The organism is Nonomuraea sp. NPDC050394 (assembly GCF_044459065.1).
Taxonomy (GTDB): Bacteria; Actinomycetota; Actinomycetes; order Streptosporangiales; family Streptosporangiaceae; genus Nonomuraea.
In genome coordinates, this window is sequence record NZ_JBITIO010000005.1 from 348,414 (window position 1) to 370,070 (window position 21,657).

22 protein-coding genes and 1 pseudogene are annotated in these 21,657 nt (G+C 70.1%); 6 read left to right on the plus strand and 17 right to left on the minus strand.

Features of this window, described 5'->3' with window-relative positions:
• Window position 1 precedes the first annotated feature (1 nt).
• The 9 genes from ACIBKY_RS22535 to ACIBKY_RS22575 are packed head-to-tail and all read right to left on the minus strand — an operon-like array spanning window position 2 to window position 7,996.
• Window positions 2-1,180 (minus strand): ABC transporter permease, encoded by a 1,179-nt coding sequence (locus ACIBKY_RS22535; protein ID WP_397098998.1) that lies wholly within the window; start codon window positions 1,178-1,180, stop codon window positions 2-4.
• A complete protein-coding gene (locus ACIBKY_RS22540) occupies window positions 1,167-1,844 on the minus strand; it encodes an ABC transporter ATP-binding protein (RefSeq protein ID WP_397099000.1) in 678 nt (225 codons plus the stop codon). The genes ACIBKY_RS22535 and ACIBKY_RS22540 overlap by 14 nt, the downstream gene beginning before the upstream one ends.
• Window positions 1,837-3,537: a peptidoglycan-binding protein gene (locus tag ACIBKY_RS22545; protein WP_397099002.1), complete on the minus strand. Its 1,701-nt coding sequence runs from the start codon at window positions 3,535-3,537 to the stop codon at window positions 1,837-1,839. Before ACIBKY_RS22545 ends, ACIBKY_RS22540 begins: the two co-directional genes overlap by 8 nt.
• Window positions 3,538-3,586: 49 nt before the next feature.
• The gene (locus tag ACIBKY_RS22550; RefSeq protein WP_397099004.1) at window positions 3,587-4,483 is read right to left on the minus strand and encodes a hypothetical protein; all 897 of its coding nucleotides are present in this window, start codon (window positions 4,481-4,483) and stop codon (window positions 3,587-3,589) included.
• Complete coding sequence (locus ACIBKY_RS22555; RefSeq protein ID WP_397099006.1) at window positions 4,480-4,812, minus strand: PadR family transcriptional regulator; 333 nt, start codon at window positions 4,810-4,812, stop codon at window positions 4,480-4,482. Before ACIBKY_RS22555 ends, ACIBKY_RS22550 begins: the two co-directional genes overlap by 4 nt.
• Before the next feature lie 45 nt (window positions 4,813-4,857).
• Complete coding sequence (locus ACIBKY_RS22560; RefSeq protein WP_397099008.1) at window positions 4,858-5,742, minus strand: hypothetical protein; 885 nt, start codon at window positions 5,740-5,742, stop codon at window positions 4,858-4,860.
• Between the two features lie 2 nt (window positions 5,743-5,744).
• Complete coding sequence (locus tag ACIBKY_RS22565) at window positions 5,745-6,677, minus strand: hypothetical protein (RefSeq protein ID WP_397099010.1); 933 nt, start codon at window positions 6,675-6,677, stop codon at window positions 5,745-5,747.
• A gap of 33 nt (window positions 6,678-6,710) precedes the next feature.
• Window positions 6,711-7,637 carry a hypothetical protein gene (locus ACIBKY_RS22570; protein ID WP_397099012.1) on the minus strand — a complete coding sequence of 309 codons (927 nt, stop codon included), beginning with the start codon at window positions 7,635-7,637 and terminating at the stop codon, window positions 6,711-6,713.
• Entirely contained in the window at window positions 7,634-7,996 is a 363-nt protein-coding gene (locus ACIBKY_RS22575) for a PadR family transcriptional regulator (RefSeq protein ID WP_397099014.1), read from the minus strand. Before ACIBKY_RS22575 ends, ACIBKY_RS22570 begins: the two co-directional genes overlap by 4 nt.
• A gap of 226 nt (window positions 7,997-8,222) precedes the next feature.
• On the opposite strand from ACIBKY_RS22575, the gene ACIBKY_RS22580 reads away from it, so the two are divergent.
• Entirely contained in the window at window positions 8,223-9,218 is a 996-nt protein-coding gene (locus tag ACIBKY_RS22580; protein WP_397099016.1) for an ROK family protein, read from the plus strand.
• On the opposite strand, the gene ACIBKY_RS22585 is transcribed toward ACIBKY_RS22580, so the two are convergent.
• The 3 genes from ACIBKY_RS22585 to hppD are packed head-to-tail and all read right to left on the minus strand — an operon-like array spanning window position 9,215 to window position 12,255.
• Window positions 9,215-10,630, minus strand: coding sequence for a M1 family metallopeptidase (locus ACIBKY_RS22585; RefSeq protein ID WP_397099018.1), 1,416 nt, complete (start codon window positions 10,628-10,630; stop codon window positions 9,215-9,217). The two genes, ACIBKY_RS22580 and ACIBKY_RS22585, sit on opposite strands and share 4 nt — an antisense overlap.
• A 55-nt stretch (window positions 10,631-10,685) precedes the next feature.
• Window positions 10,686-11,120 carry an RDD family protein gene (locus ACIBKY_RS22590; RefSeq protein ID WP_397099020.1) on the minus strand — a complete coding sequence of 145 codons (435 nt, stop codon included), beginning with the start codon at window positions 11,118-11,120 and terminating at the stop codon, window positions 10,686-10,688.
• A gap of 34 nt (window positions 11,121-11,154) precedes the next feature.
• Complete coding sequence (hppD, locus tag ACIBKY_RS22595) at window positions 11,155-12,255, minus strand: 4-hydroxyphenylpyruvate dioxygenase (RefSeq protein WP_397099022.1); 1,101 nt, start codon at window positions 12,253-12,255, stop codon at window positions 11,155-11,157.
• 67 nt (window positions 12,256-12,322) lie between these two features.
• Here hppD and ACIBKY_RS22600 point away from each other — a divergent pair, with 67 nt between their 5' ends.
• Both ACIBKY_RS22600 and ACIBKY_RS22605 read left to right on the plus strand, forming a co-directional pair.
• Window positions 12,323-12,802, plus strand: coding sequence for an Lrp/AsnC family transcriptional regulator (locus ACIBKY_RS22600; protein ID WP_397099024.1), 480 nt, complete (start codon window positions 12,323-12,325; stop codon window positions 12,800-12,802).
• 171 nt (window positions 12,803-12,973) lie between these two features.
• The gene (locus tag ACIBKY_RS22605) at window positions 12,974-15,058 is read left to right on the plus strand and encodes a transglycosylase domain-containing protein (protein ID WP_397099026.1); all 2,085 of its coding nucleotides are present in this window, start codon (window positions 12,974-12,976) and stop codon (window positions 15,056-15,058) included.
• On the opposite strand, the gene nadE is transcribed toward ACIBKY_RS22605, so the two are convergent.
• Window positions 15,055-15,903, minus strand: coding sequence for an ammonia-dependent NAD(+) synthetase (gene nadE, locus ACIBKY_RS22610; RefSeq protein ID WP_397099028.1), 849 nt, complete (start codon window positions 15,901-15,903; stop codon window positions 15,055-15,057). The two genes, ACIBKY_RS22605 and nadE, sit on opposite strands and share 4 nt — an antisense overlap.
• Before the next feature lie 9 nt (window positions 15,904-15,912).
• Window positions 15,913-17,884: pseudogene (locus tag ACIBKY_RS22615) on the minus strand (thioredoxin domain-containing protein).
• 92 nt (window positions 17,885-17,976) lie between these two features.
• Here ACIBKY_RS22615 and ACIBKY_RS22620 point away from each other — a divergent pair.
• Window positions 17,977-19,131: a hypothetical protein gene (locus ACIBKY_RS22620; protein WP_397099030.1), complete on the plus strand. Its 1,155-nt coding sequence runs from the start codon at window positions 17,977-17,979 to the stop codon at window positions 19,129-19,131.
• Here the strand turns inward: ACIBKY_RS22620 and ACIBKY_RS22625 are convergent.
• From ACIBKY_RS22625 to mca, 3 genes are read right to left on the minus strand one after another with little or no spacing between them, the layout of a single operon-like run.
• Window positions 19,117-19,398 carry a GNAT family N-acetyltransferase gene (locus ACIBKY_RS22625; protein ID WP_397099031.1) on the minus strand — a complete coding sequence of 94 codons (282 nt, stop codon included), beginning with the start codon at window positions 19,396-19,398 and terminating at the stop codon, window positions 19,117-19,119. The two genes, ACIBKY_RS22620 and ACIBKY_RS22625, sit on opposite strands and share 15 nt — an antisense overlap.
• Window positions 19,399-19,566: a hypothetical protein gene (locus ACIBKY_RS22630; protein ID WP_184967652.1), complete on the minus strand. Its 168-nt coding sequence runs from the start codon at window positions 19,564-19,566 to the stop codon at window positions 19,399-19,401.
• A gap of 51 nt (window positions 19,567-19,617) precedes the next feature.
• Entirely contained in the window at window positions 19,618-20,502 is an 885-nt protein-coding gene (mca, locus tag ACIBKY_RS22635; RefSeq protein ID WP_397099033.1) for a mycothiol conjugate amidase Mca, read from the minus strand.
• 134 nt (window positions 20,503-20,636) lie between these two features.
• Between mca and ACIBKY_RS22640 the strand changes: the two genes are divergently transcribed.
• Both ACIBKY_RS22640 and greA read left to right on the plus strand, forming a co-directional pair.
• Window positions 20,637-21,056, plus strand: coding sequence for a DUF4307 domain-containing protein (locus ACIBKY_RS22640; protein WP_379610731.1), 420 nt, complete (start codon window positions 20,637-20,639; stop codon window positions 21,054-21,056).
• Window positions 21,057-21,156: 100 nt separating this feature from the next.
• Complete coding sequence (gene greA, locus ACIBKY_RS22645; RefSeq protein ID WP_184967656.1) at window positions 21,157-21,657, plus strand: transcription elongation factor GreA; 501 nt, start codon at window positions 21,157-21,159, stop codon at window positions 21,655-21,657.

Sequence of the window (21,657 nt, forward strand, 5' to 3'; positions counted from 1 at the left end):
ACTATCTCAGCGCGTCCACGGGTTCCATCCTGGCCGCCCGCAGCGCCGGATACAGCCCGGCCAGCAAGCCGACGGCGGCTCCGGCCACAGGGGCGGCCAGCGCCAGCCGTACGTCCAGGAGGGGTGTCCACTCCTTGACCGCGCAGACGGCGACGATGGTCACCACCCCGAGCGAGGCACCGATCACGCCGCCGGTCAGCCCGGTCAGCGTGGACTCCAGCAGGAACTGCGCGGCGATGTGCCGCCGGGCGGCGCCCAGCGAGCGGCGCAGGCCGATCTCGGAGACCCGCTCCATCACGGTCACCAGCGTCACGTTGGCGATGCCGACGGCGCCGACCACGAGGGAGACCAGGCCGAGGATGAGGAAGAGGGCGTTGACGTCGTCCTGCGCCTTGTCGCGCGCCCTGATCGGGCTGGGCGGGGCGATGACCTGGAGCAGGTCGTCGTTTCCCGGGCTGAGCGCCGACGGGGCCTGGCGGGAGATGAGGTCGGCGGCGCCGAGGCTGGTGTTGATCAGGACCCGGGTCACGTCGCGCAGGCCGAACTGGCGGCCGGTGCTCGCCGGGATCATCACCGCCATCGACAGGTTCCGCTCCCGGCGCAGCTCACCGAGTATCCCGATGACCGTGTACGCGTGCTTGCCGATGAAGATGGCCGGAGCGCGCTTCAGGCTGCCGACGCCCAGCAGCCTGGCCGCCTGGTCGCCGATCACCGCCACCCGGTCCTGACGCCGCACGTGCCCGGCGTCGAAGAACCGGCCGGAGACCATACGGCCCCGCGCGGCCTGCGGCAGGTCCGTGGTCGACGCCAGGACGCTCAGGGTCTGGGCGGTCACCCGGGTGGGGTCCACCAGGTCGTTGGAGCGGACGGACAGGTTGGCGCTGTCCTTGGTCTCGGCCAGGGCGGCGGCCGAGGTGACGCCGCGCAGCCTGGTCACCCGGGAGACGGCGTCCCAGCTCACCAGCGGGTCGTTCTTCTGCTCGGGCACCTCGACCGTGACGGCGGTGGCGACGAGTTCGTCGAAGCGGCCGACGATCTGGTTGCCCGCCGTGGCCGCCACGCCCAGCGTGACGACGAGCGTGGTGATGCCGAGCACCGTGCCGAGCGTGGTCAGCGCGGAGCGCACCGGCCTGGCGAGCATGCCGGCGAGCGCTTCGGTCCACAGGTCACGAATCTTCACTGAGTACCCCGTCGGTGATCCTGACCCGGCGCCCGGCGCGCCGGCTGACCTCGTTCTCGTGGGTGATGACGACGATCGTCAGTCCCTGCGCGCGCAGGTCGTCGAACAGGGCGAGCACGGCTGCGGTGTTGCGGCTGTCGAGGTTGCCGGTGGGCTCGTCGCACAGCAGCAGGGACGGGCCGCCCATGAGCGCCCTGGCGATGGCGGCGCGCTGGCGTTCGCCGCCGGACAGGCGGTCGGGCGCGAAGCCGGTCCGATGGGAGAGCCCCACGCGGTCCAGGGCTTCGAGCGCGCGTTCCCGCCGGTTCTTGCGGGGGTGGGCGCCGTAGACCTCGGCCAGCATGACGTTCTCCACCACGCTGCGGTGCGCGAGCAGATGGAAGGACTGGAAGACGAAGCCGATACGGCTGCCGCGCAGCCTCGTCCGCGCCCCGTCGCGCAGCGTGGTGGTCTCGGTGCCGTCCAGCCGGTAGCTGCCCGAGGTGGGACGGTCCAGCAGGCCGAGCACGTTGAGGAGGGTCGACTTGCCGGAGCCTGACGGGCCGACGATGGCCAGGTAGTCGCCCTGCCGTACGGCGACGCTGACCTCGTCGAGCGCGCGGACCGGCGGGTCGGCGGGGAACTCCTTGGAGACCAGTTCCAGCTCGATGACCGGCTCAGGCACCGCTGATCACCACCCGGTCGCCCTCCTTGAGTTCGCCGCTCACCTCGACCTGGCCGTCGGCGGTCAGCCCGGTGCGTACCTCGACCTCTCTCGTCCGGTCCTGCGCCGTCTCGACCTGCACCCGCGCCCTGCCGTCGGCGGCGGTGACGACGGCGGCGACCGGTACCACCAGCACCGGCTCGTCGGTCGCGCCCACGGTCACCTTGACGGCGACGCTGGTCCCGGACAGGCCCTTGAGCCCCTTCATCGACTCGGGCGTGATCAGCACGGGCCGGCTGCCGGCGGGCGGCGCCTCCTCGCCGGGGACCTTGGCCTTCTCGCCGACCGCGCTCAGCGTGGCCGGATAGGTCTGGCCCGAGTCGAGTTCGATGCTGGCCTTGAGTCCCTCGCGCAGCAGGCCGGCCTCGCCGGACTCCACCGATCCCGCCACCATGAACGACGAACTGGTCACGGTGGCCACCTCGTCCTCGACCATCTGCCCCGCCTTCACCTTCGCCTTGTGCACCCGCGCGGGCAGCGCGGGCAGGAACACCACCTCGCCCGGCGGGATCGACGTGCCGAAGGTGCGCAGAAACTCGCCGAGCAGCGACGACGCCGCGGCGACGTCCTTCTTCGCGTTGGCGACCTTGAGCTTGGCGGGGGAGAGCTGCCGGGCGTGCCGCAGCGCCTGCTCGGCGGTGACGAGCCCCTCCTGCGCGGTCCGCGCGGCCGTACGCAGTTCGCGCAGGCGTTTCACGCGGGCCTGCGCGCTCTCCTCGGCGAGCCGGTCGCGCGCCCGGCGGGCGGAGTCCAGCTCCGCCCCGGCGTTGGCGACCTTGAGCTCCAGCAGCCGGATGCCGGCGCCCGGCGAGGGCGACGGCGTGGGCGCGGGCCTGTTCGCCTCGGCCAGCGCCTGCTCGGCTTCGAGCAGCTTCTCCTCGGCCGCGCGCACGGCCGCGTCGGCCGCGTCCATCTTGGCCTGGTCCTCGGGCGTGAGCCTCCCGTCCTCCGCCTCCTCCAGCGCGCTCTCGGCCGCGCGCAGCTCGGCCTCGGCGTTTCCGAGCTTGATCTTCAGCGGCAGGACGTCGCGTCCCTGGTCGAGCGCGCGCTGTTCGAGCGCGAGCGTCTCCTTGGCCGTCTGTACGGCCTTGCGCAACGTGTCCCGAGCCTGCCGGTCGGCCAGAGCCGGCCGCTGGGCCTCATAGCCGCCCTTCGCGTACAGCCGGGTGACCGCGGCGACCGTGGCCCCGTCGAACACCCCCGTGACCGCCGCGCCGAACCCGAGCCTGCGCAGCGCCCTCTGCAACTGCTCGACGTCGTCGCCCTTGGTGCCCGGGGCGATCGTGCGGTGCATCGGCACCTTGCCGCGCAGCGCGAACACCGGCCGCCCGTTGACCTCCATCAGCACGCCGCCCTCGCGCAGCCTGCCCTGGCGCGGGGCCCGCGTGGCACGCTGCAGCTCCGCCGGCCCGCCGACCACCCCGGCGAGGGTGATCGGGAACGGCGAGCCGTACTCCAGGGTGCCGTTGACGGCGACGGTGCTGACGAGCTTGCGGCGCTCGACCGCCACGGTGACGAGACTGGCCTTGGGCGGCGTACGGCGGGCCGCCTCGTCGGCCGGCGAGCGCAGGCGGGTGCTCAGGAACCAGCCGGCGCCCGCGATGGCCAGGACGCCCGCCAGGACGGCGGCGAGAAGCTTCCGCGGCGACTTCATGGGAACTCCAAAAGGGCATGCTGAAGAGAGCCGGTGGCGCCGGCGGGGTTCAGAGCAGGACGTTGCGCCTGGTACGGAACGGCAGAACCGCCGCGACCAGGGTCAGCAGGAGCACCAGCGCCCAGTGCGCGCTGTCCTGCCGGGCGACGATGACGAGCGTGAAGCTCTCGGCGAGCACCACCGTGCTGTGCAGCGTGTAGACGGCCGCGGCGATCGACCAGCGGTGGTCGGCCGTCACGTGGCCGGCGTAGCACGCCGCCAGGAGCAGCGCGGTCTCCAGCCCGACGCGGAGCATCGCGGAAGGGGTGGCTTCGACGATGTCGCGCCAGGCTGGATCCGCGCCGGCGGCCACGGGCACCGCGGCCAGCCACCACCACGAACGGCGGTGGAGGGTTTCGCCGCGAATGGCCAACGCCACGAGGCCGAGGATCAGGAGGCCGTTGGCGACGGCCGGGGCGATCGGGCCGCCGCTGGCGTACAGCGCGGGCGTCGACTGCCACGGCCGGTCGGGGAAGACCGGCAGCAGCGTCTCGTCCAGCCACGGCTTGGCCAGCGTGATCGCCAACGTCTTGACGGAGAGCAGGGCGGCCAGGGGGATCGCCAGACGTACCCGGCCGAGCAGGGTGGCCAGGAACGCCGCCGCGGCCACGCCCACCCACAGCGGGACGCTGCCCGCGTACGGGATGAGCACCGCCAGGTTGAGCAGGCTGAGCACCGTCACCGCGAGGTGCAGCCCGTCGGCCCAGGCCGGGCCGTGCGCCGACTGCAGGATGCGGGTCCTGATGCCGCCCTTGACGAGCGCGGCGGCCTCGCGCAGGGGAGGCAGTGCCCGGTCGGGCTCTGCCGTGGTCAGCAGGACGTCCAGCAGTTCGTCGCCGTAGTCGGCGCGGTAGCCGTCGGGGTAGGCGCGCAGCAGTAACCGGTAGCGGCGCTCCAGCCGGCTCATGAGAAGGTCATCCCGAGGGTGCGTCTGGTGACCACCGACGCGGCCTGCTGCATGCGCAGCGCCTCCTCCTCCACCAGGCGACGGCCGTCGTCGGTGATGCGGAAGTAGCGGCGCTTGCGGCCGTTGACGACCTCTTCCTTCTCGACCACGATCACGCCGTTGTCGGTGAGGCGGTCGAGCGCGCCGTACAGGGTGCCGACGGCGAGCTTGACGCGGTCCTGGGAGAGTTCGACGACGCGCTTGAGTATCGCGTGCCCGTGGAGCGGGCCGTCCAGGAGGGCGGCGAGTACGAAATACGTCTGCTCACTCACCGACGATCCCCTAGACATGGCTGAGAAGATACTTCGAGGCGCGAAGCATGGTCAAGAATCCGCTCATCTCAACGCGTACTCGGCGAAGAGCGTGTTGTTGATCTTCAGGTCCTTGGGGTTGTAGGCGGGGTAGAAGTCCTTGCCGCACTCCAGGTCATCCAGCGCGGCCTTGATCTCCTTCTGGAGATAGGGCTTGGCCTGGGCGGCGGTGAGGTTCGCCTGGATGATCGACTTCGAGCCCGGCTCCCACGCGATGCCCTCCTGCTTGGCGCCGATCCGGCTCATCGTGTCGTTGATCGTGTCGTGGACGCCCATGGAGATGTCGCGCGGAGCGGTCTTGGTGACGGTGTAGCCCTTGCCGCGCAGGCAGTCGGCCATCGACGAGGCGAGTGCGACGAGCCGCTGGTCGCCGTCCATCTCCCTGGCGACCATGAGCTTCTTGGCCTTGGCGAACTGGTTGTAGATGTCCATCCGCTGGGTGACGGTCTTGCCGAGGACCTGCTTGGCCGCGCGGGAGAAGCAGGCCTCCAGGGACTTCCTATAGGCCTTGTACTGGGCCGTGGAGAGGTCGCGGGTGATCTTCGTGTTGGGGTCCTTGTCGATTTTGGCCTCTTCCTTGCTGATGCCGACCTCGCCCGGGTAAACGAACTCAGCGAACACCTCGAAGCCGTATTTTTCGCGATGTTTCCGCATTTCTTGGTAATCGCCGTTGTCGCGCTTGATCTCGGCGGCGGTCTTCTTCTCCTCCGGCGGCACGTAGGCGACGTATTTGAAGCCCTTCTGCTTCATGCAGTCGGCCTGGACCGACTCCATCTGGAGCTTCTTGTCCACGGTGGCCGTACCTGGCGTAGCCGAAGCCCCCGCTTTCGGCTCACCGCCCGCCTGCGCGTTCCCGCAGCCGGTCAGTACGGCCAGCGCGGCCACGGCCAGGCTCGTCTTCTTGATCATGGTCAGTTCCCGCCGCCGCCGAATTCGAGTGCCACGCGCTGCTGGATCTCCGCGTTCCTGGGCGAGTAGGCGGCGTAGAAGTCCTTGCCGCACTCCAGGTCGTCCAGCGCGGCCTTGACCTCCTGGCTGAAGTACCGCTTGCCGTCGGCGACGGAGATCACGGGCATCGTGTACTGCCCGTACTTGGCCATCTCCTCGTCCTCCGGCTTGTCGTCGTTCTTGGCCAGCGCCTTGACCTTGTCCTCGAACGTCCGCCAGCCCCAGGTGTGGAGCGTGGACGGCCGCGTGTCGGCCACGGAGTAGCCCTTGCCCTTGAGGCAGACGCCCATCGCCGCGGCCAGTTCGACCAGCTTCGGGTCGCCGTTGAGCTCGCGGTCCAGGACCTTCTGGACCGTCTCGTCCAGCTGGGCGAACAGGTCGTTGTCATCCTTGACCACCTTGCCGGTGACCTCCTTGATCGCCCGGGACTTGCACGCCGTCAGCTGCTTCTCGTACGCGGCCAGCTGGGCGGGTGACAGGTCCCGCACGATGGCGCTGTTCGGGCTGTCCTCCGACGACCAGAGCACTTCCTCCTTCTGGTCGGGATGCGCGTAGCGGTAGAAGACCGTGAAGCCCTTCTTCGCCCGCTGCTCCTTCATCGCCGCGTAGTCGCCGAGGTAGGCTCGGTCGCTCGCGGTCTTGGGCGCCTTGACCGGCGGCACCCAGGGGACGTACCTGAAGCCCTTCTTCTTCATGCAGTCGCCGACGATCGACTGGATCCTGTGCGCGCTGTCGGACGCCTTGGTGCTGCTCGCGGCCTGAGGAGCGGCGGTCGGGGCGGGCTCGGCCGCGCAGCCGGCGATGAGCGCGAGTGCCGCGGCGAACGTGACGCCGCACATCATCGCGCGTGGCCCCCCGTTCCCGGCGGACGCGGCAAGAGCTGATCTCTTGGGCATGCCGGAGATCATAGTCCGTTCAACGGAGTATCGTCAATCCAGGGCATGCCTCCGCTGCCGGAGGGGCAGGAGGGCGGTGGCCGCCGTCAGCAGTCCCAGCAGGGCCCAGTACGCCAGGTGCTGTGAGGAGGGGACCACGCCGTTCTCGGGGAGCGTCAGCAGGCTCACCCCGGCGACGGTGACCGTCAGGTAGAACGCGCAGCCGAGCGCCCAGCGCAGGTCGCGGGTCAGGTGGCCGGCCACGGCCGCGGCGGCCATCAGGGCCAGCTCCAGCCCCATCCGGCTCAGGCTGATCGGCAGATTGTGCTCCTCGGCCATCCAGGCGGGGCCGTCCCATGCCAGGAAGGGGACCGCCGCCCACCACCACCAGGAACGCACGCGCGGGGCGCCCCCGCGCGGCGCCAGCGCCAGCAGGCCGAGCACCACCAGCCCGTAGGCGACGGTCACGGCCCCCGGATCGCTGTCGGCGAACAGCGGCCGGTCGGTGAGCAGCCCCGGATAGACCGGCACCTGGGTCAGCTCCGCCACCTGCCGGCCGCCCGCGATGGCCACCGCCTTGACGCCGACGGCCACGGTGAGGGGGATCGCGGCCCAGACCCACCCCCGCAGCACGGCCAGCACCGACAGGGCCGACAGCGCCATCCACAACGGGATCGATCCGGCGTACGGCACCAGCGCCGCCAGATTGGCGACGGCGACGGCGGTGACGCCCAGGTGCAGCCCGTCCCGCCAGACGCTGCCATCCGCCAGGTGGATGACGCGCGTACGGATGCCACCGGCCACCAGCCCCGCCGCCTCCCTGGGCGGCGGGATGGTGCGATCGGCGTCCGTCGACTCCATCAGCACGTCGAGCAGTTCGTCGCCGTGCGCCTGCCGGTACGGGCGGGGATAGGCGAGCAGCAGTTTGCGGTAGCGGCGTTCGAGCACGCTCGTGACCGGACTCTCCAGCGTGGCCGTCATCCGCGCGCGATCCCCGGCACGCCCCAGGCCTGTGCCCGGCCCGGCGACAGCCGCAGGACCAGCGCCGCCGCCTCCTGCATCCGCCTGGCCTCGGCCTCGACGAGCGCATGGCCGTCGTCGGTGATCCGGAAGTAGCGGCGGTTGCGGCCGTTGACCGTCTCCTCGCGATCGACGGCGATCACGCCGCGCTCGTGCAGGCGCTCAAGGATGCCGTAGAGCGTCCCGACCGACGGGCGTACCCGGCCGTTGGACAGCTCCTGGATCAGCTTGCTGATCGCGTGTCCGTGGAGCGGTCCGTTGAGCAGAGCGGTGAGCACGAAGAACATCGGCTCACTGACTTCAGAGGTTCCTCTGGGCATGGGGAAGACCGTATTCCGTTCAACGGAGTGTCTGCAACGCGTGTAACGCTTCGCGGCGGGGTGTCCAAGCAGGGGGTGCTGACCGACGCGCTCCGGTCGTTCAAGAGGCCGCTCGTCGCCGGTGCGGTCGTGGATCCGTCGTGGAACGACCTGGGCGGACCCGAGGGGCAGCTAGTGCCTTTTGGGTCTTGTGTCCGGTGATGGGGAGATTAGGTTCGTTCTCACCATGACCAATACAGCCCGCGGCCTCGTGCTGCGTCTCCTCCGTGACGCCGGACCGATGCCGAGGGCGGAGCTGGCCCGCAGGACGGGGCTGTCGGCCACCACGATGACCAAGGTCGTCGGCCAGCTCATCGCGGACGGCTGCCTGGCCGAAGGGCTGCCGGGCGCGCCCCGGGTCGGGCGTCCCGCCACCGACGTGGCGTTGCTGCCGGAGGCGTTCTGGGTGGTCGGGGTGCACGCCGGGGCGGACGGGGTGCGGATGGGGCTGCGCGATCTCCTGGGCCGGGCGGCCGGCGGCGCCGTACCGGCCCGCGGGCCTTTGCCCGAGGCGATCCACGCGCTGGTCGCGGCGTCGGGGGTGGATCCCGCGCGGGTGCTGGGCGTCGGCGTGGCCGCGCCCGACCGGCGCGTGGCCGACCGGCTCGGGGTCCCGCTCGGGCCGGGCGTCGTGACCGGCCACGACGCCTGCGCCATGGCCCTGGCCGAGGCGAGGTACGGCTGCCGCGCCCGCGACCTGGTCTACGTGCACGTGGACGGCGGCGTGAGTGCGGGGGCGGTGCTCGACGGCCGCCCTTTTCGCCCGGCGGACCTGGGCCACCTCCGCGTGACGGACGACGGCCCGGCCTGCGCCTGCGGCGGCACCGGCTGCCTGGCCGCCGTGATCTCCGGACCCGCCCTGTCCGCCCGCCTGCCCGGCGGCGGAGGAGGACGGGAGGGCCTGATGGCGGCCGTGGCGGCCGACGCGGTGCTCCGTGACGAGGTGGCCACCTGGCTCGCCACCGCCCTGGCCGCCGCCGTCACCCTGCTCAGCCCCGAGCACGTCCGGCTCGGCGGCCTGTTCGCCGCCGCGCCCGAGGACCTGCTCGACCGGATACGCGCCGCCCTGCGAGACAGGACGCGCGAGCCCGTCCACCTGGACCGCTGCGGCCTCGGCCGCGACGCCGGAGTGGCCGGGGCCGCGGCGCTCGCCCTGGACCGTTTCTTCTACTGGCGGGACTAGCCGCCCGCCGGCTTCCTGGGCTGGAAGAGCCACGCGTCGAACAGCTTGTCCAGCTGCTTGCCCGACACCTTCTCGGCCAGCGCGACGAACTGCGTCGTGGTCACGTGCCCGTAGCGGTGCCCGGCGGCCCAGTCCTTGATCAGGCGGAAGAACGCGGGGTCGCCGATCTCGGTGCGCAGCGCGTGCAGCGTCATCGCGCCCCGCGTGTAGACCGACTCGTTGAACAGGTCCTTCGGCTTGGCCCTGCCGGGCGGGTAGGCCCAGATGGGGTCGGTGGCCGGGCGGGCGTAGTAGTTGTCGAAGACCGCCTGGGCGCGGGACTTGCCGCGGTGCTCCTGCCACAGCCACTCGGCGTAGGTGGCGAAGCCCTCGTTGAGCCACAGGTCGCGCCAGCGCTTGACGCTCAGGCTGTTGCCGAACCACTGGTGGGCCAGCTCGTGGGCGATGATGCCCTCGTCGGGGTCGAAGCCGCCGTACATGGGCTTGGTCTGGTTCTCCAGCGCGTAACCGGCGGGGAAGTTGTCCACCACGCCGCCCGTCGAGGAGAACGGGTAGGGGCCGAAGACCGAGCTCCAGTAGTCGGTGACCTGGCCGGAGACGGTGTAGAGCCGGTCGAGCGAGGAACGGAACCCCGGGTCGACGGCGGCCAGGTTCGTGATGCCGGTGGCGGTCTTGCCCTGGCGCAGTTCGAAGCGGCCCAGCGTCGCCGTGGCCAGGTAGGTGACCATCGGGTGCTTCTCGCGCCACGTGAAGGTGGTCTTGCCGCCCGAGGTCCGCGGCTTGCCGGTCAGCTCGCCGTTGGCCAGCGCGGTCAGCCCCTGCGGGACGGTGATCTCGAAGTCGAAGCGGGCCTTGTCGGCCGGGTGGTCGTTGGCGGGGAACCAGGTCTTGGCGCCATTGGGCTCGCAGACGACGAAGGCGCCGTCGGGGGTGGCGATCCAGCCGTACGTGCCGAGGTTGGTGGCGTCCTTGATCGGCCGCGGGGTGCCGGAGTACGTGATCTTCACGGTGAACTTGGCGCCCTTGTCCAGCGGCCGCGCCGGGATCACGGTCAGCTCGTCGCCGTTGCGGGAGTACGTCGCCTCGCGCGCGTCGACCGACACGCCGCCGACGTCGAGCCCGGCCAGGTCGAGGTTGAACCGGCTCAGCCGCTGGGTGGCCCTGGCCTGGATGGCGGCCACGCCGTTGAGGTGGAGTTTGCCGGGGTCGTAGTCGAGGCGGAGGTCGTAGTGGGCGACGTCGTAGCCGCCGTTGCCGTCGAGCGGGAAATCCGCGTCGCCGATCCCCGGCGCGCCCGCGTCTCCCGCCACCGGCTGGGCCGACGTCGGGGCGGCGGCGCCGTTGGACGGCGAGCAGGCGAGCACGGCGAGAAGCGCGGTGAGCGATACCGCGATGCGCCGGGTGGACCCCATGGCCACGTCTCCCTTCGAAGCGTGACCAGAAGCCTACGATAGGTAAGACCCTGGTTCAGGCATCCACGACGAGCGTCTTGCCCGCCTTGTCGTGCAGTGCCTGCTTACGGTCGTCGAAGAGAATCCAGCCCAGGTCCAGAAGGGCGCCGATGCAGCACAGCCAGCTCAGCACGGTCCGTACCGCCTCGCGGATGGCCACCTGGCCGACCGTGGCCTTGCCGCCGCTCTCCTGCACCACCCGCATGCCGAAGACCTTCTTGCCGACCGTCTGGCCGTTCCAGTAGGAGTGCAGCAGCCAGAAGTAGAGGAAGGCGATGACCGACTGCAGGAAGACGTGCTGCGTCGGGATGCGCTCCCAGATGCCCCGGCTGGAGTCCCAGACGTACGTCCAGCTGCTCCAGCTGAACGGTATCGAGACGATCGCGATGATGATCTCGTCCAGGATGCCCGAGAACAGTCGCCGCCAGCGCCCCGCCAGTGGTGGTGTCATGCAAGCAAGATCACCACCACCGGGTCAGGACAAACTAAAGGTTGCCCCTGAGTTCCTGCTCGCGCTCGATGGCCTCGAACAGCGCCTTGAAGTTGCCCTTTCCGAAGCCGAGCGAGCCGTGGCGCTCGATGAGCTCGAAGAAGACCGTGGGCCGGTCCTGCACGGGCTTGGTGAAGATCTGCAGGAGGTAGCCGTCCTCGTCGCGGTCCACGAGGATCTTGCGCTTCTTCAGCTCCTCGATCGGCGCCCTGACCTCGCCGATGCGCGAGCGCAGCTCGGGGTCGTCGTAGTAGGAGTCGGGAGTGTCGAGGAACTGCACGCCCGCCGCGCGCATGTTGTCCACCGTGGCCAGGATGTCGTTGGTGGCCAGCGCGATGTGCTGGACCCCGGGGCCCCCGTAGAACTCGAGGTACTCGTCGATCTGCGACTTCTTCCTGCTGATCGCGGGCTCGTTCAGCGGGAACTTGACCTTCCTGGTGCCGTCGGCGACGACCTTGGACATCAGCGCGGAGTACTCGGTGGCGATGTCGTCGCCCACGAACTCCGCCATGTTCGTGAAGCCCATCACCTCGCGGTAGAACTCCACCCACTCATCCATCTTGCCCAGCTCGACGTTGCCGACGCAGTGGTCGATCGCCTGGAAGAACCGCTTGGCGGGAGGTGCCACCATCGGCTCGCGGGCGGCGTAACCGGGCAGGTAGGGGCCGTTGTAGTTGGAACGGTCGATCAGCGTGTGGCGGGTCTCGCCGTAGGTGGCGATCGCGGCGACGATCACCTTCCCGTGCTCGTCCTCCATCGTGTACGGCTCCGCAAGCCCCCGCGCCCCATGGGCGACGGCATAGGCGTACCCCGCCTCGACGTCGGGCACCTCGATGGCCAGGTCGACCACGCCGTCACCGTGTTCGGCCACATGGCGGGCCAGGTCGTGGCCGGGCCGTACCGCGGACCTGAACTCGAAGACGGCGCCGCCGGACTTGAGCACGTACGCCACCTCGTCCCTGCTGCCGGTCTCCGGGCCCCGGTAGGCCACCAGCTGCATTCCGAAGGCGGTCGAGTAGTAGTGGGCGGTCTGCTTGGCGTTGCCCACCGCGAAGACCACGGCGTGCATGCCGTTCACCGGAAATACGTCGCTCATAGGGCTAACTGTTGAATTTGATGAGCTTAGTGCGCAACAGTGACTTGTTTTGGTGGACAATCTGTCCATGGCCATCGACGAACTGGACGCCAAACTGCTCAGTCTGCTAACCGCTGAGCCGCGGCTCGGCGTCCTGGAGTGCTCGCGGCGGCTCGGCGTGGCGCGCGGGACCGTCCAGGCGCGGCTCGATCGCATGATCGCCCGGGGGGTGATCACCGGCTTCGGTCCTGAAGTCTCGCCCGCCGCGCTGGGCTACGACGTCATGGCGTTCGTCACAATGGAGATTCGCCAGGTGGCCGGGCACGACCCCGTGGCGGACCGGCTCGCGCACATTCCCGAGGTGCTCGAAGTTCACACGATCACCGGCGGAAGTGATCTCATCTGCCGGGTCGTGGCGCGCACGAATGCCGACCTCCAGCGGGTTATCGACCAGATCGTGGAAGTCCAGGGGGTGCTCAGAACATCTTCCGTAATCGCACTCGACACACCTGTCCCATACCGTGTGCTGCCCTTGGTCGCGGATGTCCCGCGTCGTGTGGCGCGGTAGACGTACCATCGGGTTCAGGGTCGAGGCACCGTTATCGATCGTTTACCCTTGACATTCGCCCAGGTCGCGAGGGCGGAGCAGAGGGCGATCGGGGGGTTGCGCGTGCGGAGTGATGGGGAGAAGGGCATGCGAAAGCGGCGGATTCTCCGCTATTTCCTAATCGCCAGTGGTGTGGGAATCGTGCTCATGATCGGGCTCTTCGGCATCGCGTGGGCGATGACTCCCATTCCCGACAGCACGCAGAAGCAGGCCACCGCACAGGGCTCCGTCATCTACTACCGCGACGGCAAGACCGAGATCGCCCGGCAGGGCGTCGACCGTAAGAACGTTCCACTCGCGAGCGTGCCCAAGCACGTGCGCGACGCGGTCATCGCCATCGAGAACCGCTCCTTCTACACCGACAGCGGCGTGTCGGTGAAGGGCACCGTGCGCTCGGTCTGGTCCACCGTCACCGGCCAGCAGTTGCAGGGCGGCTCCACGATCACGCAGCAGCTCGTCCGCAACTACTACAGCGGGCTCAGCCAGGAGCGGTCGGTCACCCGCAAGTTCAAAGAGATCCTCATCGCGATGAAGGTCGACCAGTCCAAGTCGAAGGAATGGGTGCTGGAGCAGTACCTCAACACGATCTACTTCGGCCGCGGCGCCAACGGCGTGCAGGCCGCCTCCCAGGCCTACTTCGGCAAGGACGTCAGCAAGATCACCGTCTCCGAGGCCGCCTACCTCGCCTCCGTCATCCAGCAGCCCAGCCGCTTCGCCGACCCCCAGGGCGGCGACCTCGACGCGGCCAGGTCCCGCTGGACCTCGGTGATCAACGGCATGCGCGAGATCGGCGCGCTCACGCCCGACCAGGCGGCGGCCGAGAAGTTCCCCACGCTCAAGGCACCGAAGAAGCCCTTCGAGTTCAAGGGCCAGAGCCAGTACATGGTCGACCAGGTACGCGCCGAGCTCAACCGGCGCGGCTACACCGACGAGGCCATCAACGGCGGCGGCCTGAAGATCGTGACCACCTTCGACAAGAAGCTCATGGACGCCGCCGCCCGCGCGGTGAAGCAGGTCATCCCGGCCGGCACCCCGAAGAAGATCCGCGTCGGCCTGGCCGCCGTCGAACCGTCCACCGGCGAGGTCATCGCCTTCTACGGCGGCAAGGCCTCCCAGTACAAGTACGACAACGCCTTCTCCTCCCAGGTACAGGCGGGCTCGACCTTCAAGCCGTACACGCTGGCCGCCGCGCTCAACGACGGCATGGGCCTGTCGACGCGGGTCGACGGCAACTCGCCGATGCGCGTGGCCTCCGACCCCTCACACCCCATCCCCAACGACAGCGGGCGCTCCTACGGCCACATCAATCTGATCCGCGCCACCCAGAGCTCCGTCAACACCGCCTTCGTCGACCTCGGCCAGAAGGTCGGCCTCGACAAGGTCGCCGCCACCGCCGAGGCCATGGGCATCCCCGCCGCCCAGCTCAAGCAGCACCAGGGCGCCGCCTCGTTCCCGCTCGGCGTGGCCTCGCTCAGCGCCGTGCAGAACGCCTCCGGCTTCTCCACCTTCGCCAACGGCGGCGTACACGCCGAGGCGCACGTCATCAAGTCGGTCACCGACGCCCGCGGCAAGAAGACGACCATCAAGCCGGCCACCGCCCAGGCCATCAGCAAGGAAGCCGCCGGCGACGCCACGTACGCGATGCAGCAGGTCGTCAAGTACGGCACCGGCACCGCCGCCCGCCTCTACGACCGCCCCGTCGCCGGCAAGACCGGCACCACCGACGACTCCGGCGCCGTGTGGTTCAACGGCTTCACCGCCCAGATGGCGACCGCGGTGAACATGTTCCGCGACGACAACAAGACCGTCCAGATCCCCGGGTACGGCGTGCAGTTCGGTGGCCAGCTCCCCGCCCAGATCTGGCGGGCCTTCATGACCGAGGCGATGGCCGGCAAGCCCGTCGTACAGTTCCCCGAGCCCACGGACTTCGGCTACGGAACCTACGACTCCGAGCCCCAGGACGACCGCGGCACGCGCGACGACGACGCCCGCGATCCGGACGGCTGGCCCAACGACGACGTCACCCAGACGCCCGACCCGACGTTCGAGCCCACGGAGCCCGAGCCCACGGACACCCCCAGCGACGACCCGACCCTCCCGGAGGAGCCGGAGACCGGCCCGCCCACGGGCGGCGACGGCACCGGCGCCCCCACCACGGGACCGGGTGACGGCCGGGACAACGCCGGCCGCCCCGCCAACGGCCGCCCCAACGGCTAGGCCCCGGGCCGCCACCAGTCGTCGAGCGGCGTGACGGGAAGCGCCCGCTTGTGCCGGGTGGCGAGATAGGCCGACTCGACCTTGGCCGCCACCTCCGGCGGAACCTCGGCGCCTTCCAGGTAGTCGTCGATCTGGGCGTAGGTCAGGCCGAGCGCCACCTCGTCGGGCAGCGCGGGCCGATCGTCCTCCAGGTCGGCGGTCGGCACCTTCTCCCAGACGCTCGGCGGCGCGCCCAGCTCCTGAAGCAGCGCGGCGCCCTGGCGCTTGGTCAGCCCGGTCAACGGGGTGAGGTCGGCGCCGCCGTCGCCGTACTTGGTGAAGAAGCCGGTCACGGCCTCCGCCGCGTGGTCGGTGCCCACGACGAGCATGCCGAGCTGCCCGGCGATCGCGAACTGGATCACCATGCGCTCGCGCGCCTTGGTGTTGCCGCGCACGAAGTCGCGCAGCGTGGGCTCATCGCCCAGCAGTTCCCGCACGCCGAGCGCCGTCTGCGCCGCGGTCGCGTCCGCGCCCGGCTTGACGTTCACCGCGATCGAGCGGTCCGGGCGGATGAAGTCCAGGGCGATCTGCGCGTCGTGCTCGTCGGCCTGCACGCCGTAGGGCAGCCGCGCCGCGACGAAGGTGGCCGCGTGCCCCCCGGCGCGCAGCTCCTCGGCGGCGAGCTGGCACAACCGGCCGGTCAGCGTGCTGTCCTGGCCGCCGCTGACCCCGAGCACGTAGCCCTTGGCCGGGGTCGAGCGCAGGTAGTCCTTGAGGAAGTCGATCCGCCGGCGGATTTCGACTTTGGGGACGATGGTCGCCTTCACCCCGAGTTCGCGGAGAATCTGCTCCCGTAGGTTAGCCATCCCGGTACTTTAGGCCGACAGCTCGGCCCGCAGGTCCTCCGGGGTGGTCACGGGCAGCCGGCAGGCGAAGTCGCGGCAGACGTAGGCCGTGGCCCCGCCGTCGATCCCCGCGCGCCCCGCCAGCAGCGGCACCTCCTCGGACGGCCCGAGCGCGATCACCAGTCCCGGCGAGCCGGACAGCATGGCCTCCCGGTGCAGCGCCCGCGTGCCGGGATCGCCGGGGGCGCCGACCACGGCCACCTCCACCGGTCCGGCCAGCGCGGCGGAGGCGACCGCCAAGCCCCAGCCCGCGAACCTGGCATGGCCGGCGGCCAGCACGGAAACGGTGCCGAGCGCGTCGTAGGCCGCCTCGCGGTGCCGTCGGGAGCCGGTCAGCGCCGCGTACGACAGCAGGGCCCCGGCCGCCGCGAACTGCCCGGAGGGCACCGCGTTGTCCGTGGGGTCCTGCGGACGCTGGAACAGCCGCTCGGAGTCGTCCGCGGTGTCGTAGAACCCGCCCTCGCCGTCGGCGAACCTGGTGAGCACGGTCTCCAGCAGGGTCCCCGCCAGCGTGAACCAGCGGGTCTCGCCGGTCGCGGAGTAGAGCGTGAGCAGGCCCTCGGCCACGTCGGCGTAGTCCTCGAGCACGCCGGCGTTGGTGCCGGCCCGGCCGTCGCGGGAGGTGCGGGTCAGCCGGTCACCGGTGACGTGCACCTCCTCCAGCAGGACGGCCGCCGCCCGCGCCGCCGCCACCAGGTCGTCGCGCTCGAACACGACGCCGGTCTCGGCCAGCGCGGCGATGGCCAGGCCGTTCCACGCGGCCACGACCTTGTCGTCGCGGCCGGGCCGTACGCGCAGGTCCCGGGCGGAGAGCAACCGCTCGCGGACCCGCTCGTAGCGCGCGCGGTCGTCCGGGTCGCGCGGCAACTGCAGCACCGACGTGCCGTGCTCGAACGTGCCGGTGACCTCGAACAGCTCCGCCGCCCACGCGCCGTCCTCGGCGCCGAGCACCTCCGTGAGCTCGGCCGGCGTCCAGACGTAGAACTTGCCCTCCTCGCCCTCGCTGTCGGCGTCGAGCGCGGAGGCGAACCCGCCCTCCGCCGTGCCCATCTCACGCAGCAGCCACTCGGCGGTCTCCAGCGCGACCCTGCGGGCCAGCGGCTCGCGCGACAGGCGCCACCAGTGGGTGTAGACGCGCAGCAGCAGGGCGTTGTCGTAGAGCATCTTCTCGAAGTGCGGCACCACCCAGCCCGCGTCCACGCTGTAGCGGGCGAAGCCGCCGCCGAGCTGGTCGTAGATGCCGCCCCTGGCCATAGCCTCCAGCGTGCGCGCCGACATCTCGCGCTCACCCGCGCGCAGCAGGAACTCCAGCACCATCGACGGCGGGAACTTGGGCGCGTCACCGAACCCGCCCCGCTCGGCGTCGAAGCCCGCGCGCAGATTCCGTACGGCCCGCTCCAGCGTGGCCGCCTCCGGCAGCGGGCCGTTGGGCAGCGAGGTGTGGGAGTTGAGCGCCTGGACCACCTTCGACCCCTGGGCCAGGACCTGCTCCCGGTCGCCCGTCCACGCCTGGTGGACGCCGAGCAGCAGCCTCCGGAAGGTGTCGCGGGGGAAGTAGGTGCCGCAGTAGAAGGGGTGGCCGTCGGGCGTGGCGAACACCGTCATCGGCCAGCCGCCCTGGTGGGTCATGGCCTGGGTGGCGCTCATGTACACGGCGTCGACGTCGGGGCGTTCCTCGCGGTCGACCTTGACGCAGACGAAGTGCTCGTTCATCAACTGGGCGGTGGCTTCGTCCTCGAAGCTCTCATGCGCCATCACATGGCATCAGTGGCGGTCAAGAAGCGGGTAACCAATGGCAGGATGAGTAACCCACACTGATCAGTAGGGGTACGTCCCGCCGTCTCGCTTCTTGCATCGCCTCCTCTCCCCAAGGCCACCAGTCGACTGGATTGGCGGCGTGCTGGAGGAGGTAGGGAGAGGTCTCACTACCCAGCCGGTTCATGTGACCATCCTGTCAGAAGCGAACAACTAGGTCACCGGGACGAACCGGGCGGTCCGGGACGTGCCGCCGTCGTGGGGCGTAGGTTACGGAGCGTGGATCTGGATTTCGTCAGCAGGCATGCCGGCCGCCCCGCCGCCGCCCTCACTCGCAGGGACGTGGCCCGCGCGCTGCTCGCCGTACCGTCGGGGGTGGCGCTGGTGGCCATGCCCGACCTGCGCCGCGCCCTGATGGGCGCGGCCAACCCGCTCTCCCTGCCGTTCTGGGAGTCGGCCAAGGCGATGCTCAGCTCGATCGAGTCGGGCGCGGCCACCGTCGGTGAGGTGCAGCGGTGGCTGGAGGCCACGGGCAGCGAGCCGATCCTGCTGACTCCCGGCTACTTCGTCTGGCCGGAGGAGGACGAGCGCGGCCCGGTGGCGGCCGAGATGTACGACCTGATGGTCGCCTTCCTGGAGGAGCGGATCGCGGCGGGTGAGATCGACCCTGACGCGCTGGCCCGCGAGGAGCCGGAGGAGCGCCGCGCGTACGAGGACCTGCAGGAGCGGTGGCTGAACTCGCCGCTGCCCGACGGGCGGGTGCCCGGTCACGCGGTCAGCGACGAGCAGGACGAGGAGTTGTTCGCCGCCTGGGACGAGGAGGAGGCGTTCGCCCTGTCGGAGCTGCGCCGGATCGTGGCCCAGTTGCCCAAGCGGCCGGAGCTGCCCGAGGCCGATCTGGAGCGGGCGGCCGAGCGCCTGCGGGAGATCCTCGGCCTGCCCGGCTATCCGGGCAACGTGCTGCGCGCGTGCGCGGGGCTGGACGACCGGCCGCTGCCCGACGACGACGCGGACCTGTGGACGGCGGTCGCGGCCGGCATCGCCGGGCCGATCTCCGACCTGGCCGACGTCGAGGACCCGGAGGAGTTCTCCGACCTGGACGCCGAACTCGGCCACGAGGACACGGTGCTGGCCAACCTCTGCGCGATCCAGCACGCCGACTGGCTGGCGGCCGTGGCCGCGCTGGCCAGGCTGGGCCCCGGGGTGCTGGCCTCGCCCGAGCGCATCGCCAGGCTCATCGCCGAGTCCGAGGACATCGATGTCGAAGGCGCGGAGGGCGACGAGGAGGAACTCGCCACCACCGAGGGACTGTTCCTGCCGGTGGTGTTCCTGTGGGGCTACCTCGGCATCGTGGACCAGGACGACGTGCTCACGCCGCTCGGCTGGTGGGGCCTGCCGAGGGCGCTGGAGCGCGCCTGGTCACCCGCTGAGTAGGTCCTGGTACTCGGGGTGGCGCTCGATGTAGGTCTTCACGTAGGGGCACACGGGCGAGACCTTCAGCCCGGTGTCGCGGCTGGCGTCGAGCGCGTGCCTGACCAGCCTGCCCGCCAGGCCCTGACCCTCGAACTCCCGCAGCACCTCGGTGTGGGTGATAATGATCTTGGTGGGCAGCAGCTTGTAGTCGGCGAACCCGGCGACCCTGCCGTCCACGAGGATCTCGAAGCGGCTCTCCGTCGAGTTGTCGACTATCTCGGTCGGCATCTACTCGGCCTTCTTCTCGTCGGGCACGTCGCCGTCGCGCGGCACCGTGATCCTGCCCATCTGCTTGTTCATGGACTTGATCAAGAGGTACAGGGCCGCGCCGATGGCCGCCACGACGAGGAAGCCGAGCAGGCCGGGGCTGACTTCGCCAGCTGCCAGAACTGTCACTCTTCCAGTCTGCCATCCGGGTGCGGTGGTCGGACCGGCACCCGGTCCCGTTCAGTGGCAGGCGGGGCTGGGGTCGTCGGCGTGGATGCCGGCGAACAGGTCGTCCTCCGGCAGATCGGTGTCGACCAGAGAGCGGGCCAGGTGGTAGTCCTCGGTCGGCCAGATCTCCTGCTGCAGCTCGCGCGGGCAGCTGAAGAACCAGCCGTCCGGGTCGATCTGCGTGGCGTGGGCGATGAGCGCCTGGTCGCGGATGTCGAAGTACTCGGCGCACGGCACCCGGGTGGTCACCGGCCACTTGGCGGGCCGGTCCTCCCAGCGGGAGATCCAGTCGGCGTACGGCGAGCCGATGCCGCGCTCGGTCATCGCGTCGTGCAGTGCCTCGAAGCGCTCCTTGGTGAAGCCCATCTGGTAGTAGAGCTTCAGCGGCTGCCACGGGTCGCCGGTGCCCGGGTAGCGGTCGGGGTCGCCGGCCGCCTCGAAGGCCTCGACGGAGACCCGGTTGGTCATGATGTGGTCGGGGTGCGGGTAGCCGCCGTCGTCGTCATAAGTGATGATCACGTGCGGGCGGAACTCACGGACCGCGGCCACGAGCGGCTCGGCGGCCTTCTCCAGCGGCTGGAGGGCGAAGCAGCCGTCGGGCAGCTCCTCCTCCTCGCTCTCCGGCAGCCCCGAGTCGATGAAGCCGAGGAAACGCTGCCGGACGCCGAGGATCTCGCGCGCGCGATCCATCTCGGCCCTGCGGATCTCGGCGATGTTGGCGACCACCTCGGGACGGTCCATCTTCGGGTTGAGCACGGAACCGCGCTCGCCGCCCGTGAGGGTACAGACCAGAACCTCGACGCCTTCGCGCACGTAGCGCGCCATCGTGGCGGCTCCCTTGCTCGACTCGTCATCCGGATGGGCGTGGACGGCCATCAGCCTCAGCGGTGCACTCACGGGCTCGATGTCTCCTCAGTTGGACCGATCAGGTGCCCAGAGAGGTTAGTTTCTGCTGGGCGGTCGCGAGGGCGGGGCCCACGCGGGCGACAATTGTCTCGGATAACGCTTAGGGAGTGCAGGGAGATTCCGCCATGGCCACCAGAGATGTCGAGAACGGGCCCGTTCTCGGCACACCCGACGACTTCCCCGATCGGCAGAGGCGCGGGGGCCGCATGGTTGTGCACGTGGTGATCGGGGTGCTGGTCGCCATCGTCGCTGGTGGCTGGGGCTATGTGATGTGGTCGATGACGGGCAGCGCCACCGGCGCCAAGCCTCAGGTCATCACCTTCTCCATAGAACGCCCGGACGAGGCCGAGATCACCTTCACGGTGAGCAAGCCGGCCGACCGGATGGCCGTGTGCCGCCTGCGGGCGACCGACGTCAACCACGGAGAAGTAGGCAGCAAGGAAGTAAGAATCCCCCCAGGTGAGGGTAGTAAGCAGCTCAAGGAGCGTCTGGACACCACTGCCCAGGCCACTTCCGTCCACATCCAGTACTGCAATCTCGTATAGTGAGACATTTGGGGAAGCGTTCGAGCAGCTAACTTGTTAGCCTTTCGCAATTCGTAACCCCAAGTGAACTCAGGGCCCCCTAAGTAAGCAAGGAGATCCCGTGGCCGACTCTCGCGATGAGAACGTCACCTGGCTGACGCAGGAGGCGTACGACCGCCTGAAGGAGGAGTACGACTACCTTTCGGGCCCGGGTCGCGTCGACATCGCCAAGAAGATCGAGGCCGCTCGCGAAGAGGGCGACCTGCGGGAGAACGGCGGCTACCACGCCGCCAAGGACGAGCAGGGCAAGATAGAGGCCCGGATCTTCCATCTGCGGCAGCTGCTCGACAACGTCAGGGTGGGCGAGGCGCCCAAGACCGAGGGCGTGGTGGGCCCCGGCATGACGGTGACGATCCGCTTCGAACGCGACGACGACGAGGTGACCTTCCTCCTGGCCTCCCGGGAGGAGACCGGCGCCCCGATCGACGTCTACTCGCCCAAGTCCCCGCTGGGCGCCGCGATCAACGGCAAGAAGATCGGTGAGCGGGCCACGTACTCGCTGCCCAACGGCCGGCAGAACACGGTCGAGATCCTCGAGGCCGTGCCGTACATCGGCAATTGA

Coding starts and splice junctions, on each gene's coding strand:
- ACIBKY_RS22545 (WP_397099002.1), bottom strand. CDS start 3,537: ATGAAGTCGCCGCGGAAGCTTCTCGCCGCCGTCCTGGCGGGCGTCCTG.
- ACIBKY_RS22550 (WP_397099004.1), bottom strand. CDS start 4,483: ATGAGCCGGCTGGAGCGCCGCTACCGGTTACTGCTGCGCGCCTACCCC.
- ACIBKY_RS22555 (WP_397099006.1), bottom strand. CDS start 4,812: ATGTCTAGGGGATCGTCGGTGAGTGAGCAGACGTATTTCGTACTCGCC.
- ACIBKY_RS22560 (WP_397099008.1), bottom strand. CDS start 5,742: ATGATCAAGAAGACGAGCCTGGCCGTGGCCGCGCTGGCCGTACTGACC.
- ACIBKY_RS22565 (WP_397099010.1), bottom strand. CDS start 6,677: ATGCCCAAGAGATCAGCTCTTGCCGCGTCCGCCGGGAACGGGGGGCCA.
- ACIBKY_RS22570 (WP_397099012.1), bottom strand. CDS start 7,637: ATGACGGCCACGCTGGAGAGTCCGGTCACGAGCGTGCTCGAACGCCGC.
- ACIBKY_RS22575 (WP_397099014.1), bottom strand. CDS start 7,996: ATGCCCAGAGGAACCTCTGAAGTCAGTGAGCCGATGTTCTTCGTGCTC.
- ACIBKY_RS22580 (WP_397099016.1), top strand. CDS start 8,223: ATGACCAATACAGCCCGCGGCCTCGTGCTGCGTCTCCTCCGTGACGCC.
- ACIBKY_RS22585 (WP_397099018.1), bottom strand. CDS start 10,630: ATGGGGTCCACCCGGCGCATCGCGGTATCGCTCACCGCGCTTCTCGCC.
- ACIBKY_RS22590 (WP_397099020.1), bottom strand. CDS start 11,120: ATGACACCACCACTGGCGGGGCGCTGGCGGCGACTGTTCTCGGGCATC.
- hppD (WP_397099022.1), bottom strand. CDS start 12,255: ATGAGCGACGTATTTCCGGTGAACGGCATGCACGCCGTGGTCTTCGCG.
- ACIBKY_RS22600 (WP_397099024.1), top strand. CDS start 12,323: ATGGCCATCGACGAACTGGACGCCAAACTGCTCAGTCTGCTAACCGCT.
- nadE (WP_397099028.1), bottom strand. CDS start 15,903: ATGGCTAACCTACGGGAGCAGATTCTCCGCGAACTCGGGGTGAAGGCG.
- ACIBKY_RS22625 (WP_397099031.1), bottom strand. CDS start 19,398: ATGCCGACCGAGATAGTCGACAACTCGACGGAGAGCCGCTTCGAGATC.
- ACIBKY_RS22640 (WP_379610731.1), top strand. CDS start 20,637: ATGGCCACCAGAGATGTCGAGAACGGGCCCGTTCTCGGCACACCCGAC.